At 44.8% G+C, this 15,189-nt stretch carries 17 protein-coding genes; 1 reads left to right on the top strand and 16 read right to left on the bottom strand.

Annotation, left to right across the window (positions count from 1 at the left end; translation table 11 throughout):
- Positions 1 to 108 precede the first annotated feature (108 nt).
- The 9 genes from AB4384_RS07950 to AB4384_RS07990 all read right to left on the bottom strand — a co-directional run bounded on the left by AB4384_RS07950 (position 109) and on the right by AB4384_RS07990 (position 6,871).
- Positions 109 to 1,032: an ABC transporter substrate-binding protein gene (locus AB4384_RS07950; protein WP_102441254.1), complete on the bottom strand. Its 924-nt coding sequence runs from the start codon at positions 1,030 to 1,032 to the stop codon at positions 109 to 111.
- Positions 1,033 to 1,034: 2 nt separating this feature from the next.
- Positions 1,035 to 1,910: a metal ABC transporter permease gene (locus tag AB4384_RS07955; protein WP_004731167.1), complete on the bottom strand. Its 876-nt coding sequence runs from the start codon at positions 1,908 to 1,910 to the stop codon at positions 1,035 to 1,037.
- Complete coding sequence (locus AB4384_RS07960; RefSeq protein ID WP_372129281.1) at positions 1,910 to 2,644, bottom strand: metal ABC transporter ATP-binding protein; 735 nt, start codon at positions 2,642 to 2,644, stop codon at positions 1,910 to 1,912. Before AB4384_RS07960 ends, AB4384_RS07955 begins: the two co-directional genes overlap by 1 nt.
- The gene (locus tag AB4384_RS07965; protein WP_029224362.1) at positions 2,644 to 3,579 is read right to left on the bottom strand and encodes a metal ABC transporter solute-binding protein, Zn/Mn family; all 936 of its coding nucleotides are present in this window, start codon (positions 3,577 to 3,579) and stop codon (positions 2,644 to 2,646) included. The genes AB4384_RS07960 and AB4384_RS07965 overlap by 1 nt, the downstream gene beginning before the upstream one ends.
- Before the next feature lie 45 nt (positions 3,580 to 3,624).
- Positions 3,625 to 4,254 (bottom strand): DUF6162 family protein, encoded by a 630-nt coding sequence (locus AB4384_RS07970; protein ID WP_102488588.1) that lies wholly within the window; start codon positions 4,252 to 4,254, stop codon positions 3,625 to 3,627.
- Positions 4,251 to 4,586 (bottom strand): hypothetical protein, encoded by a 336-nt coding sequence (locus tag AB4384_RS07975; protein ID WP_151417288.1) that lies wholly within the window; start codon positions 4,584 to 4,586, stop codon positions 4,251 to 4,253. Before AB4384_RS07975 ends, AB4384_RS07970 begins: the two co-directional genes overlap by 4 nt.
- A 115-nt stretch (positions 4,587 to 4,701) precedes the next feature.
- Positions 4,702 to 5,538: a DUF4198 domain-containing protein gene (locus AB4384_RS07980; RefSeq protein ID WP_017082149.1), complete on the bottom strand. Its 837-nt coding sequence runs from the start codon at positions 5,536 to 5,538 to the stop codon at positions 4,702 to 4,704.
- A gap of 100 nt (positions 5,539 to 5,638) precedes the next feature.
- Positions 5,639 to 6,157 carry a DUF2271 domain-containing protein gene (locus tag AB4384_RS07985; protein ID WP_372129284.1) on the bottom strand — a complete coding sequence of 173 codons (519 nt, stop codon included), beginning with the start codon at positions 6,155 to 6,157 and terminating at the stop codon, positions 5,639 to 5,641.
- A gap of 84 nt (positions 6,158 to 6,241) precedes the next feature.
- A complete protein-coding gene (locus tag AB4384_RS07990; RefSeq protein WP_102441260.1) occupies positions 6,242 to 6,871 on the bottom strand; it encodes a PepSY-associated TM helix domain-containing protein in 630 nt (209 codons plus the stop codon).
- A 343-nt stretch (positions 6,872 to 7,214) separates the two neighbouring features.
- Between AB4384_RS07990 and AB4384_RS07995 the strand changes: the two genes are divergently transcribed.
- A complete protein-coding gene (locus AB4384_RS07995) occupies positions 7,215 to 7,535 on the top strand; it encodes a hypothetical protein (protein WP_017067850.1) in 321 nt (106 codons plus the stop codon).
- Positions 7,536 to 7,664: 129 nt separating this feature from the next.
- Here AB4384_RS07995 and AB4384_RS08000 read toward each other — a convergent pair whose 3' ends face one another.
- The 7 genes from AB4384_RS08000 to AB4384_RS08030 all read right to left on the bottom strand — a co-directional run bounded on the left by AB4384_RS08000 (position 7,665) and on the right by AB4384_RS08030 (position 14,874).
- Positions 7,665 to 8,843, bottom strand: coding sequence for a lipopolysaccharide assembly protein LapB (locus tag AB4384_RS08000; protein ID WP_032547615.1), 1,179 nt, complete (start codon positions 8,841 to 8,843; stop codon positions 7,665 to 7,667).
- Positions 8,840 to 9,460, bottom strand: a complete 621-nt coding sequence (locus AB4384_RS08005) for an energy transducer TonB (RefSeq protein WP_008219721.1) — start codon at positions 9,458 to 9,460, stop codon at positions 8,840 to 8,842. The genes AB4384_RS08000 and AB4384_RS08005 overlap by 4 nt, the downstream gene beginning before the upstream one ends.
- 19 nt (positions 9,461 to 9,479) lie before the next feature.
- A complete protein-coding gene (locus AB4384_RS08010) occupies positions 9,480 to 9,884 on the bottom strand; it encodes a biopolymer transporter ExbD (protein WP_004739212.1) in 405 nt (134 codons plus the stop codon).
- Positions 9,881 to 10,441 carry a MotA/TolQ/ExbB proton channel family protein gene (locus AB4384_RS08015; RefSeq protein ID WP_010429842.1) on the bottom strand — a complete coding sequence of 187 codons (561 nt, stop codon included), beginning with the start codon at positions 10,439 to 10,441 and terminating at the stop codon, positions 9,881 to 9,883. Before AB4384_RS08015 ends, AB4384_RS08010 begins: the two co-directional genes overlap by 4 nt.
- Positions 10,441 to 11,817, bottom strand: coding sequence for a MotA/TolQ/ExbB proton channel family protein (locus tag AB4384_RS08020; protein WP_372129286.1), 1,377 nt, complete (start codon positions 11,815 to 11,817; stop codon positions 10,441 to 10,443). Before AB4384_RS08020 ends, AB4384_RS08015 begins: the two co-directional genes overlap by 1 nt.
- The gene (locus AB4384_RS08025) at positions 11,817 to 12,584 is read right to left on the bottom strand and encodes a DUF3450 domain-containing protein (protein WP_372129289.1); all 768 of its coding nucleotides are present in this window, start codon (positions 12,582 to 12,584) and stop codon (positions 11,817 to 11,819) included. The genes AB4384_RS08020 and AB4384_RS08025 overlap by 1 nt, the downstream gene beginning before the upstream one ends.
- Positions 12,585 to 12,777: 193 nt before the next feature.
- Entirely contained in the window at positions 12,778 to 14,874 is a 2,097-nt protein-coding gene (locus AB4384_RS08030) for a TonB-dependent siderophore receptor (RefSeq protein WP_372129291.1), read from the bottom strand.
- Positions 14,875 to 15,189: the final 315 nt, after the last annotated feature.

Consider the following 15,189-nt stretch of genomic DNA (forward strand, 5'->3'; position numbering starts at 1 on the left):
TCTGACCAGAGCCAACGGACAAGAACAAAAAAAGCAGCCTCTATTTGGGCTGCTTTTTTGATCGCATTTGTTGAACGAGCGGTTTATTAGCTAACTTATTTTAGCCACTTAGCCTTTGAAAGGCTCAACTTCCCAGCGAGCAAATGGCGCTTTTGCGTTAATCCCTGCTCTTCCCCAACGGTCTACGGAATCAACAACAAGAATTCGCTCATTCGGTACCAGTGACTTAATCAACGTCGTTGGCTTTTTCGCTGTGACTAACCAGAGTGCATCGTCTTCTGAAAATATCGCTTTGAGTTTCGCTTTGTCTTGCTCTGTCCATTCCAGTTCTGCTTTGAACATGCGCTCTTCAACAAACAGTTGGCTACCTGAAGCGAAATCTTCCAAACTTTCTGAAAGCAACAATACTGAATCTACGTCGTTATCCAATAACACCGCTTGTTGCTTGTTAATCAGTTCACGAACATCAAGCATCACGCGTTGTAGGTTGCTATCAATGGTCTCAGCTTGCGCCGGCCACAACAACTTAAAGTCATCAGCCACAATTGCCGCCATACGCGTTAGATTGGTTGGGTTTAACCACGCATATTTAGACACTTCACCATTTGATAACGTCAGCGCAGCGACACCTTGCGCACGCGGTGTAATCGCTTGAGCAGCATCCACCTCAACCAAACGGATGTTGCCTTGTCTTGCGTATACAAATGTAGGATCAGCTTGCCAGATGGATGACAGCGTTAGTGCAACGGTCGCTTTTTCTCCTGACTTAAGCACCTTACTTGCGCCCTTAGTGCCAAACCAATTAGGCAAGCGATCAATACCGTAGCGTTTTGGTGGTAGGTATTCAGTCGTAATGTCTGTGCCTTTGGTTAGCTCTGTCGCTAGCGCATAAGTCACAGGCGTACTGGTGAGGATATCTTCAGCATTAGCGCTGATAGACACCATTGAGCCAACCAACAACAGACTACTCAGTGCACTCACTTGAGCCACTGCTTTTACTGAGATTGAGATACGGTCCATTAAAGAAGTCATGGTTATGCCTTTCTTATAATTCGGTATAGCGTCGCCGCTAGGAAAAAGGTCGCAGAAACGATGATGATTGAAGCGCCTGATGGCACTGGCAATTTAAGCTCCATCGGTAATACCGTTCCGACCAAACACGCGATGGTTGCCAGCAACGCAGAAAGCAAAACAAAGCTGCCCATGCGTTTTGTCAACAGTCGAGCCGTCGCGCCTGGGATGAGCAGTAATGCCCCAACAAGGACCGCACCCACGATCTTCACTGCTGCAATCGTCACTAAGGTGATCATCATGACAAACAAGTAGTCATAAAAGCTGGTGTTATAGCCACGAACCTTGGCAATATCAGGGCTGATACAGGTCAAAAGAATACGGTTGAACGTCGGTATCAAGAGCAAAATGATGAGTGCGCAGCTGCCTGCGAGAATCGCTAAGTCTTGATCTGTTACCGTGAGAATCGAACCAAACAGCACGTTCTCAAGCATGTGGATGTTGATCTTACGTGCCACGTACATCAGCAATGCCGCGCCCACTGCCAACGCTAACGCGAGAAAAACGCCAACTAAGGTATCGTATGGCACATTGGTTCTGTTTCTTACAAAATGAAGAAGCAAAGCAAAGATCATACAGAAACTGAACAGACCAATAATTGGGTTTTCTGGTGGCTCACCAAGCAAAACACCGATAGCAATACCGGTTAATGCGGCGTGACCTACCGCTTCTGAGAAGAAAGCCAGACGCTTTGCAATCACCAAAGTGCCAAGACCACCTAATAACGGGCCGAGTAATAGCGCCGCAACCAAGGCATTCACCATGAACGCGTACATGAAGCTGTCTGATAACCAACCCGCTTCAACGCCACTTATGGCAAGTTGTCGTAACCAATCCATTACGCAACCTCCTTCGATTTAACGATAGCTGCGCCACTGCTGTAGTGCTGGAATAGACTCTCAATTTTAGTTGGGTGCAGTACTTGTTCATGTGGACCACTATCCACCAAGAATCGATTCACAACATGTACATTGGCGTCAAGACGACGCACTGCAGTTACATCGTGATGAACGGCAAGAATGGTGCGACCTTCATCAACGCATTCACGAATTAGAGATTCAAGATAACGAACGCCCTGCTCGTCCATCCCTGTGGTCGGCTCGTCTAAAACCAATAAACTTGGGTTATCCAATAAGGCTTGAGCAAACAATACACGTTGTTGCTCACCACCCGACAACTGTCCCATTCTGCGATCGCTACGAGTCGCCATACCCACACGATCCAATTGCGCGAGTGCGAGATCCAACTGCTTAGACTTACGACGCCAAAATAGCGGAATTCGAGTTTGGTTAAGCAACACGAAATCCATGACCGTTAGAGGTAAGCTCGATTCGAAGGTCGCTTTTTGAGGAACATAACCAATACTTGGCTTTTCTGGCCAATGAATATTGATTTGCCCAGAGAAAGGCGTAAGGCCAAGAACAGAGCGCAGCAGAGAAGTTTTACCACCTCCGTTTGGCCCCATGATTACATGACACTCACCCGCTTTAAGTTCTAGTGAGATATCGTCAAGAATGACGTTGTTGTCGTATTGCAGACCGAGTTGATTGATTGAAATCGATGGACCTAACATTATGCGTTCCCGCTTTTAGCTTGGTTCGCCGCCGCAAATTTCATTGCTTCGATCAACGTCTCGAGGTTCTTCTTCATCTCAACTTCAACTTTGTCGTCTTGATATTCGCCATGCGTCATGTGAGAAAAACGGTAAAGCTGAACACCCGTTTCCGCTTCGATCGTGTCAACAAAACGGTTTGGCATGTTTAGCTCGTAGAACAGAACATCAATGCCGGAAGCGCGGATCTTTTCGATCGTCTCTTGCAGCTGGCTCGCACTCGGTTCAACACCGTGTGCAGGCTCGATTACTGCCGCCACATCTACACCAAACTCTTGCAGAATGTACCCATAAGCATTGTGCGTGGTCGCCACTTTCATGCCTGAAGTATCGAGTTCACCTAATGACAACATCGCATCACGCTTCATAAAACGAAATTGCTTGGCGTACTTACGTGCGTTCTTGCGATAAAACGCCGCGTTGTCTGGGTCGAGCTTAGATACTTCACTCGCGATGGTGTAAACCTTTTGAATCGTTGTCGAAAGCCCAACAAAGGTATGCGGGTTCACAGCACCTTGACCCACAGACTGGCCTAATGCGGGAAGTAGAGGCACTTCTTTGTTTGCTTCGATAACCACCAAGTCATCACGTTGCGCGGCTGAAATCACTTTAAGCGCGAAGTCATCGTGACCAATACCGTTTACCACGATTGCATCCATTTGGCTCAATCGCTTCAAATCATTCGGTTGTGGTAAGTAGTTATGCGGATTAAACCCAGCATCAACCAATGGAAGAATGTTCACTTTGTCACCCACCACCGCTTTTACATAGCTGTAGTAAGGCTGAAGGGTTATACCAATCGTTAGCTTGTCGCTATCGATCTTATATTCTTTTGCCAATGCATTGGGTGTCATTAACACCGCCAATAACGACATCAATAGAGTCATAATTCGCATAGTAAATCTCTTATTATTAGTGAGCATTTTTGTAAGCCGGGTTGTTTAATGAGAAGAAGCATCATGCTGTTCAACTTCTGATTCATTGACGACCATTTTCCAGCCTGCAGATTCCAGTGTGTTCTCATCAAAATTAGTCGGTTGACTTGCGACGCCACCAAAGAAAATCCAGATTTCAGGAGAGACACTGTTGGCGTTTAAAATAAAGGAATCAGCAAAGCCATGATCGCTTTGTGCAGCATATTCACTTGGTGCAGTATCTTCACTTGATGCAGCTTGTTCACTTGGTGTAACGTATTCGCTTGGCGTAGAGAAATAATACCCACGCTCGTCCAATAACCAAGTATGAGAACCTTTACGTTTCCAACTCTGGTCTTCAACAAATGGCGCGACCCATTCATCTTTAAGTGATACGACACTTGGCCATTCGCCATCAGAGTCCATACGCAGGTCGCGAATCTCTTCATGCGCTAAACGCAGCTCTGATAGCATCGCCAAGTTTTCTTGTTCAACATCGGTCACCAGAATTTGATGATCAAGTACCGCTTTTACGTGGGATTCTGCTTGATGAAATGGAATAGCGACCGTAGCAAAGCTCAGAATGAACACAATGATCAACCCTACCCATTTGCCTTCTCTGCCTCCCGTGTCAGCACGTACGCCTTGAATCATCATTTCTCGCTGATCTCTACAACGTCGACTTCAACAGGAAACTCGTGGCCTGAATCAAACACAAGGTAAAACTCAGTATCTGGGTTTGGAAATTCAACAATAGAGCGCTTATCGGTCATCTGTTTTGCAATCAAGTTGTCTTCGTAGTCGTACATCTGAACCGCGTAATCAATCGCTTTGCTACCGTCTGAATAGCCCGCTTCGCAAGCCACGGTTTTGCCTTCAAACCAACAGCTCATCAGTGGAAAGTGTGCTTGCGCAGGTAATGCAGCGAAACCGAGTCCCAGAGCCAAGCATGGAGTGATTATCGATTTTAGTTTTGTTTTTATTGTCATGGTTCATACCCTAGCCACAGTGCAAATTCTCAGTAGTAAACTGAGCGATAAAGGGCTCAAATGAGCCCTTAAGTTTTTGATTGCTTAATCAGGGATCTAGCCCCGACATCACAAATTATTGAAGCAGTGCTTCGAACGTTAGGTGAACGTTCGCGCTTGCTTTGTCTGCCAATGGGTTGTCAATCAACTCACCTTTGTAGTTCGCTTTCATTACGTAACGACCCGCTACGTCTGGAGTGAACGTGATTTCACCGTTCTCATCACTCACTACATCAATCTGTTCTTGGTGGTTGCGGTAAAGCGTGCCTTCACGAGTGATTTCCGCTTTTACGTCTTTCTGGATTTCACCGTTGTAGAAGAATTGGAATGTCACCGGTTCGCCTTCAATGATGTCTGAAGGGTGCGTTACTGGCTTCATTTCAAGTAGCTTGCCTTCAATTTTGAAGACTGAATCCGATGGCTTACCTACTGTAATGTAGCTTTCCGCACGGGTGAAACTAATTTGTGTTACCACGTCACGCGATTTTTCTGGAAGAACTGAATCACGTTCCGCTTTGTTTGCTTTGACCCATTTCACTGTGTCACGACGACCCGCCTTGTACTGCGTGTAGTAAGAAGGCTCATTGTTAATCGCAACTTTGTGCGTGCCTTCTTCTTCAAAGTAGAAATCAAAGATTGAACGACGTTTGCCGCGAACAACAAAGTTAGGACGTTCGCTACGGCCATCAGGCATAATGACATGTGCATTTTCACTGCCTGCAGGCTTATCAAAAACAAACGTACCGTGAGACGCAGTCACATCGAACGTTAGCCAATCACCGCCTTCTTTCGATACGGTAAAGTGTGATGGCAAAATCCAGCGTGGGTGAGCTTGTGCAGTTGTCGTAACCGCTAGGCCGAACGCCATAACACCCGCTAGTGCAAGTGCCTTAATTTTTGTCTGTTTCATCATGTTCAATTCCATTATTTATAATTGTTAGCCGTGTCGCTCTATCTGAGCCTACGATGACGACTGTCTATTCTGTTCAGTTTGCTTTTGCTATTCGTGCTTACTATTTAGCGATGTAGTTCAGAGTGATTTCACCCGTCTCTTCTGTCGCCTTTAACTCATAAGAAGCATTTACATCCGTTAGTGATACTTTTTGACGAAGGTAGTTACGGCCACCGTGCTCGCGAACCACTTCGATATGAACCGTGTACTCGCCCTGTTCTAGAGTTTGGCCATCATCGCTCTTACCATCCCAAACAAAACGGTATTGGCCAGCAGGGCGCGTTGCGGATGTCACAGCGTCAACAAGATCACGATCGTAACGGCCAACCTTTCTCCACCAGCTGCGTAGATCTTTCAGCCATTCATCTTTACCGACCCAAAGTTCAATGGTTTTCACTGACTTTCGTTCGCTGTTCTCTACCCACACCGCCACATAAGGACGCGCATACATAGAGGTATCGATCTTTGGAAGCTTAAAGTTCACATCAAGTTTTGCCGTATCAGAAATCGCTTGTGCCATAGCTAGGCTTGGCAAAAGAGATAAAGCAAGAAGCGACTTGCTCCAGTTCAATTTGTTCATGTTTTACAACCTTTTAAATCCGTTTAACCTTTAGTTCGATCTTCAAGCTGATTCGTCAAGAAGACTCATCAACCGAATAGAGGGTTAAGGTACGGCGACAAAATAGATAGCAAGTGAGATTGCAGAACCAAATACCGTCCATTTAATGGAGGTATTGAGTGTTTTTTTCTTAGGTAACAATAAGCACACGCCAGTAAGCACAAAGAAGATCATCAACAGTGCAGTGATATCGATGAACCACTTCCATACTTCACCGCTATTACGCCCTTTGTGTAGGTCGTTCAACAGTGCGATAACGCCGTAATTAGTGGTTTCGACTTCCACCATTTCAGACGTCACATCAACGAATACAGAAGCGTTGTAGCCTGGCCCTTTGAAGTCCATAGACACTTCACCGATCAGCAACTCACCGTCATCAATCTCGGCGTAGATGTCTAAACCTGAAGGAACGCCAGATAGGTTTCCTTTTTCAAACAGAAACGTTTCAAAGGCCGTTTCATCGGCTTTTAATCGTCCTTCTTGTATCGTGAATAAATTCGTAGGAAGCGTTAACGTCGATCGTTGGATACTGGGTTGGGTTGATTCAAATAACTCAGGGCGATTAAGGGTGATGCCTGTCACTGAGAAGAAAAGAACAACGAACAGAAGCGCCATTGAAATATAAACATGAAGTCGACGAGCCCATGATTGAACCGCCCTACTTTTTAACGACATACAAACCAATACCTATAAATTTTATGGCGACAATTTAGTTGATAATCATTCGTATTGGCATTCAATTTACATTGTTTACGTTTGCCGAGCGGCGTAAGGAAATTTACATAACATTACATGGGAAGTAATCGAACTGTATGCATATTCTTGCTAACGTGTACTAAAGGGATTTGATTCGTTTTATTAGAGGTTATTGATAACAGGGTCAAAGCTCAAAAAAGCTCAATCTCAACATGCTTGATTGAGATGGGTTTAAGGTAACAGTCGTAGCTTTAAGGATAGAAAGTTGGGACTATTTGATCACTGGTTTGATGATAGCTAATGAAGCTTAAAAGGATTTGAAATGCGTATTTTTGTTTTGGCTTTTGCTGCGCTAGTGACGGCGTGCACCAGCCAAATAATCAGCACGGAAGAACATATTCAAGAATACATCGGTTCAGACATAACCGATGTACAAGAACGTTATCTCACCGAACGGTCACGCCCTATCAGTTTTTGGGCGTCTCGAAACTATGCTTGGATTGAAACCAAGAAACCGTTAGACAATGGTTATACAGTACACGCATTCAAAAACCCTTATCGTGACTGCACCATTAATTGGGTTGCTGATACCAGCGGCGTGATTCAAAGTGCTACGTCCAGCGGCACGATGTGCGAGCCTTAACTGCCGCATTGGAACGATAAAGTTCAAAAAGCTTTAACCGCCAAAATTAAAAAGGGTGTCATTTGAACCATCAAATGACACCCTTTTCTCTATATTACTTTCTCTTGTCTTCTGTTGTGCTATTCGCAGTTAGACGTTGCCGTTATCACTCACTGTTCTTAGCTGAGTCAGATATTTAATCCAACCTTTTGCCTCAGAAGAAGGCTCAATGTTGTTCGCACGTTTCGCTTGAGCAAGAGCATTATCAAGATTCTTTAGCTTGTACCATGAACGTACTTTCGCTAAAGCAACATCAGCTTGCTTGTTCTTGTCTTTCACTTTATCCAAAACAACCAGAGCACGATCGTAGTAACCTTGCTGAACCAGTAATTGAGCCACATTCCAATGATATTGCGTGTCCTTTTTAGACGCTAACGTCCATACTTCAATAGCACTGTCCCACTCTTTCGCTAACTGCCAGTAGGTTGCTTGCTCAGCCAGGAGTTGAACATCGCTGTTCGCATCATCTAACTTAGCGATCTCTTGTGCTGCACGCTCTGGAATACCACGTTTAGCATAAAGCTGAGCCAGTAATCGGCGGTCTGAGTTTTTCAGCTCTACCCCTTGAAGATCAGCCAACGCTAGTGTGTTCAATGCATCGCGGTTACGCTCTAGTCTTAACTGAATACCCACAAGTTGACGCCACCAGTTGTCTTTTTCTGGCTGAAGTTCAATCAGGCTTTCCAGTGTTGGAATAGATTGCTTCCATTGCTTTAACTGTAGTTGTGCACCCAATTTTAGCGAAAGAGGCGACAGTTCTGATTTCGCATTGAACTTGTCGCGATTACCAATAGCAACCAGTACTTTTGACCAGTTTTCGATTTGGTATTCCGCTTGTGCAATTCGCATCCAAAGCACGTCTTTCTTTTCTGCCTCTGGCGCTGTTTTTACTAACTCGTAGTAATGTGGAAGCGCGTTTTTGAACTGTTGATCGTTTAATAACAGATCCGCAAGCATACGCTTCGTTATCCAAGCTTGTTCATCCACCAGCAAATTGGTATCGACGGCGTATGTAAGCTGCTTAATCGCCTTATCGGTTTTGCCATCTTGCCAGTAAAAAACACCTAGCATACGAGCTACGTACGCTTTGTCGTAGCCCTTAGAAAGCTCTAAACCTGCTAGTACGTCAATGGCCTGTTTAACCTGTTCATCTTGAGCAAGCTTATGCGCCTTTTGAACACGAATAGCAGTATATTGGGTTAGCTCTTGTGCCTGTGTTGTAAGGGGCATTAACAACAAGCCCACTAATATCCATATATGTTTCATCATTTTGCCAACTTAAACTCTAGTTTCACGGTTTGACCAACCTGAGCTATCGCTTTTCCATCGACGACTTTCGGTTGATATTTCCATTTTTTAAGTGCTCTCATCGCTTCACGTTCAAACATACGACGTGGGTTTGCGTCAGTGACTTGAATGTCAATTGGACGTCCCGTTTCATCGATAGTAAAAGACATAATCACATGGCCTTCAGCTCCACGCTTAAGCGCTTTCGCTGGATAACGAGGCTCTACTCGATACAAAGGCATTGCTTGTTGGTTTGACCCAAAATCAGAGAATGTCGGTGCGTTAATCGCTAAGCCATCAATGGATGTGTTCAAATCCAATGAAGGCAAAGAAGACATCGAATTCAGAGGCGTAACTTCAGCTTGTGACTGAGACGTTTGCGCTTCCGGTGGCGGCTCTGGCATTTCTGGTTTTTCAGGGACTGCGCGTTGTCTTCTTTGAACTTCTTGTTCTTGTTCCACCATTACCATGTTGAAACTTAACGTCTCGCTATCGTCTGGTGAACGTTGGTGGCCATTATCGACCATCCAAGCCATGAAAGAAAACAGCGCTAAGCCCAACGCGCCCGCTAGCGGTAAAGCAAGAAATAGGCGAATCATTTATGAAGATCCTCCAAGATCATCGCTTATCAGCAGCAAGCGCAATGTTTTTAACACCTGCACCTTTCGCGGCATCCATCACTTTAACAACAGTACCGTTGTAAGCGTGTTCATCCGCTTGAATAACCAAAGAAGCATCAGGTTGTTCTAGCAACAAGTGCTCTAACGTCGCTTGGACACGTTCAACATCTACGACACGCTTGTCGATGAAAATGTCGTTTGCAGAAGTAATCGCAACAAAGATGCCTGCATCCTTTTGGCTTACTACGTTAGAAGCTTGTGGGCGATTGACTTCCACCCCTGACTCACGAACAAATGAACTGGTCACAATAAAGAAAATAAGCATGATAAAGACAATATCAAGCATCGAAGTAAGGTCTATTTGAGCCTCTTCGTTTTTAGAATGACGTCGACCGAGTCTCATCGTTGACTCCTTAAAGATTTTTCTAATTTCAATTCTAAGCGGTTACATACTTTCGCTAAGCGAGCGTGAACGAACATGCCCGCTAACGCTGCAACCATGCCTGCCATGGTTGGCAGTGTTGCTAACGAGATACCTGAAGCCATCAATTTAGGGTCACTGCTGCCTTGTGTCGCCATAACATCAAAAACAGAGATCATACCGGTTACAGTGCCTAGCAAGCCCAACATCGGGCAAATAGCGACTAACAGCTTAATAAAATTCAAGTTTTGGTTAAGCAAGATACTCGCTTGCCCTAACCAACCTTCACGAATGGCTTTGGCATGCCAAGAAGAGTGATCTTCTCTTTCATGCCATTTCGCTATCCAAGCTTGGCGTTGCTTAGGAAAGTAGAACGCAAGATAAAGCACACGTTCTACCACAAGCACCCAATACACTAGGACGACAGCCGCTAGCCACCACAGGACGAAACCGCCCTGCTCCATAAAGCTTGATAAAGACAGCAGCCAGTCACTCGTTAACCAACTCGCTGGTAATAGAGAACCCGACAAAATATCCATTACGCAGCAGTCCCAACTGGTGAAACAACAGCGTTTGATTCAAAGGTCTTTTCAGCCTGCTCAGCAACAAGACCAATACCTTGCTTCTCAAGAATATTGCGAATGTTTTCTGCTTGAGTGCTAAGAATGTTGTGTGCCAGTAGAAGAGGCATTGCCGCAACCAGACCAAGTACCGTAGTTACAAGCGCCATCGAGATACCACCAGCCATAACTTTAGGGTCGCCATTACCAAACTGAGTGATCACTTGGAATGTTTCGATCATGCCGGTTACTGTACCTAAAAGGCCCAACATTGGTGCTAGTGCCGCCAATAGCTTAAGCATCGATAGACCTTTCTCTAGGTGAGTCTGCTCATCAACTACCGCTTCTAAAAGTCGCAACTCTAACGCTTCAACCGTTTGGTTTTGTTCCTTGTTGTACATCGCAAGAACACGACCTAGTGGGTTATCACCCGCTTGCTCAGGGTTCTTAAGTTGCGCGCGAATTTTCTGGCGTGCGATAGCAAGAGAGACACCACGAACTAATGCGATGATTAGACCAATAGCTAGTAGGCCAAGAATCACTTTACCAACCACACCACCCGCTTGTAGACGGTCAGTTAAACTTGGCGTAAGTGCTAATTGCTCTAGCATAAACCCGCGAGAAGGATCGACAACCACGTTAGATACTTCACCATTCGCTAACGAAGAAAGTGACGCTAACGTTGGACCATTTTGTGGTTGCTTAAGGTAAGCGATCGCATCTTCACGCTGAGTGTTCCAGCTAACATAGCCTTGCTCTGTCACAAGACCAATCGAACCTAGTCGGTAAGCGTCAACCTTGTTTGTATTGCCTTCACCATTAATGAATGCAATTTGAGATTTGCTAAGCTCAGAGCTCGCTTGGATCTGTTCAACCATGCTCATCCACAAACCGGTCAGCTGTGGCATTGAAGGCAGTGATTTAGCATCAATGATTTGATCAACAGTTGCAGTGTGTTCAGCACGATCAACACTATTCACGGTTGAGCTAAGCTCTGCGCCGAGTTCTTTTGCGTTTTGACGAACGACACCGAACAGCTCGCCTAAGCTACCGGTTTCTAAACGCAGCTTCTCTTCTAAGCGAGCAAGCTTGTTTTCGTTATCACTGAACGTTTGAGTCAGAACATCTGTCGCACCTTGGATAGACGTACGCTTCGCTTCAAGCTGAGCTTTGATCGCTTTCAGTTCTTGTTCTGTCTTTTTGAAATCAGCTTCACGCACTACGTTGTGAGAAGCTTGAGTTCGACTCTCTGATTTTGCTTTATTAACTAGCTGAGCCGTCGTATCTGATGCAGAGAAAGCTGAAAATGAAATAGACGTAATGCAAAGCAATGCTGCTAATGGCTTTAAGTTCATTACTTAACCTCCGCAACAGTTAAAGAAACAGGTAAAGTAATTAGGCTTGGCGCCGCTTGTTGGCTTGCAATGTCGTAAGCTTTATCTAGCTCAGATTTCATTGAAGAATCTAGCTCTTGCCACTGATTTTGTGTTTGATTCCAAGACCAATATTGGCTGCCATTTAGGTTACGAGCCACCAAAGAGATACGACCTAGGTGCAACACTTCAGCTTCAATCGTTCTGTCGTTGCTCAATGCAACGCGGCCTTGGTAAGCACCGAGCTTGATGCCGTAGTCCATCTCGATTTGGTAAGCTTCCAGGATACGACGATACTTCTCAGCATCACTCACATCAGCACGAGTCATCATTGCTTGTAGCTTTTCTACTCTTTCTAGACGCTGTTCTTTCTTAATCGGCACGTCTTTCTCTACCAACTGTTCAAGACCATCGATCATTTGATACATCAATGGCACAACACCTTGGCGTGTGTATTTGATTTCTTCGATCTGCTCTTCAATGCTTTGAGCTTCTTGGTTTTGGCTCTCAACTAATGCAGCAAGGTGATCGTGATAGATTTCTAGGTTTTTAACTTCTTCTTGCAGACGCTCAATCTCAGCTTGCAGCATTAAAGTCGCTTGTGAGCTTTTATCAATAACCTTTTGGCTCGAAGCCGACGCGTTATTGGTCTTGTTTTGAATTGATTGAGCTTGATCCAAGCTGTTTGCCATAGAAGACGTTGCAACCAAACTGATGGCAAGCGCTAGGCTAGTTTTTAAAAGATTCATAATTGTAGTCATTTACTATAGAAGAAGGTCAAATACATTTTATTGATAAATACCATTATTGATAAGCACTCTCATTATCATTAAAAGTCACTCGCATTACTAGGGATATTTTACTGAATAGCAGAATCACGAAAGGAGAAAGCCGAAACTTTCCCCTTAGTATTTAGGCTACCAATAGTACCCTACTAACAAATTAGTATTTTACCTGTAAAGTCGCCATGTAGTTGCGGCCCTCGCCGATTACTACGTCTTCTGCAAATTGGTGTTTTGAAGAAGTTGAACCACCACCCGCTAGGTATTCTTTGTCAAATACGTTCTCTACTGTTAGACGAGCAACGAAGTCTAAAGAATCGTCGTACTTAAGCGTGTATGCTGCACCCATATCGACACGTGCATAGCCATCTTTCTTGAAAGTGTTCGCACTGTCACCGTAACGAGAACCTTCGTAGATAAGACCTAGGTTCACATCAACTTCGTTTGTTGCTGCGTAAGTAGACCAAACGCTTGCTGCAAACTCAGGTACGTCAACTGGACGGTTACCTTCATATGTTTCATGGTTCGTGATTTCAGCATCTAAGTACATTGCAGAACCAGACATTGAGAAGCGCTCTGAAATAAAGCCTTGTGCGGCTAGCTCAGCACCACGGTGAACTTGTTCGCCACCTTGTGTCTTCGTCCAATCGCCTGATGAAGTGTCTTCTACATCCATTGAAATGTTTTCTTGGGTAATATCGAATACCGCACCAGAAACGAATAGACGTTCGTCCATCAGTTCCCACTTAGTACCGACTTCGTAAGACACGCCCGTTGCTGCGTCAAGAAGTTCGCCATCGTTGGTGTAGTTGCGGCTTCCGCTAGACACAACACCTTGTGGTTCGAAACTTTCAGAGTAAGAAGCGTAGATACTACCGTTTGATGCTGGGTGGTAAATCAGGCCAAGCTTAGGCGCTACATTTTCTTCTGCTACGCCATCACTTACTTTACGGTCGAAACGAGCACCCGCAAGAACTTGCCATTCATCATTAATAGTAATCAAATCTTGGATGTAGAAGCCCCAAGTATCGTAAGTACTCATCTTACCTAGCGATGTTGGACCCACTGACGGCGCTGGTACTGTTGCATCTGGTGCGTATTCAGCGCTGCTGAAGCGATCCATACCACGGTAATAGCTGTAGCCTAACCAGTTAGCACCGAATAATAGTTGGTGCTCTGTGCCCGCAAGATCAGCGGTTGTTGTTAGATCAACGTAAGCCGTTCTGAAACGCCATTTATCATGACGGTAGTTACCGCCTTGAGTCACGGTGCCCGTACCATCAGGATTCATATTTGAAAAGCTTGGGTAGCTTTCCATATCAATACGTTCGAAATCTTGGTAGTTGAAACCTGTTTTTAATGACCATGTATCAGTCAGGTTAGCAGCAATATCAAAACCAACGTTCTCAACATCATTCTCGATCTGTGACCACTGTGCATCCCAGATGTGCTTGTCGCTACCTACTCGGTTGCCGTCTAGCGTGTATAAAGCGCCAGAATCTACGCTACCTTCGTCGTTAGTTTTGTCGTAATGAACAGAAACTGTCACGTCTTCAGTTACATCGTAATCAACGAATACACCACCAACAAAACGTTCTGTTTGTGGTTCAGTTCCGTCACCATAAGTTCTCCAAGAGCCGTAGCTTTCTTTAGATAGAATCGCGCGACCACGTAGAGTTTCAGCGTCGTTCAAAGCGCCACTTACGTCTACCGTTGTACGAGAATGGTCATTAGAACCAATATCTTGGCTAACACTTACTTGCGTATCGTAAGTTGGTTTTTTGCTTACCATGTTGATCAAACCACCTGGTGCAGAAATACCGTAAAGAAGACCAGAAGGCCCTTTAAGTACTTCAACACGCTCTAGCAGTTCAATTGGTTGACGGTAGTGAGACCAATGTTGCTGGCCATTTTTAAGGAAGCCCGAAGAGCTTTCTACCGAGAAACCACGTAGAGAGAAACGTTCACGGTTACGACTTGTACCGCCAGCACTTACACTCGCGTCATTCTTAAGCACGTCACCAAGCGTTGTTGCACGCTGTTCATCGATGATTTGCTCATCGATTACTGAAACTTGTCCCGGAGTCTCTAATTGAGTCGCCTCCATGCGCATTGCTGTTGTATTCGTGTCGGCTTTGTAACCGTAGTCACGACCTTCAACAACCATGTGCTCGTCTGTTTTTGCTGTTTCTGCCAATACTGCTGGTGAAGCTAATACTGCGCCGATTACTAAAGCCAATGGGCTCTTTGAAAACATGTCCTTTACTCCGCTTTTATTCTTTTAGACGAACACTTTGTTATTTATTCGATGTGTTCGCTGAACCGTTGCCGGTACCACTGAATTATTTCGGGAGTAAATATAAGTGATAACTATTACCATTTGCATTAAATTTACATTCTTTGCATTCGTAAAGTTTTGTAAAGGCCTGTCGGTGAGTCATATTTGAGGAGTTCAACAAAACCATTCAATACAAATAGTTAAGGCTCATGGACGTAAATCGACTGGTTATCTTCACCGAATTTTTTGAAACAACGGTATTTGTTCAGTCAATTGAAGACGTGAAGATTGATA

The organism is Vibrio sp. 10N.261.51.A4 (assembly GCF_041471945.1).
Classification (GTDB): Bacteria; Pseudomonadota; Gammaproteobacteria; order Enterobacterales; family Vibrionaceae; genus Vibrio; species Vibrio crassostreae_C.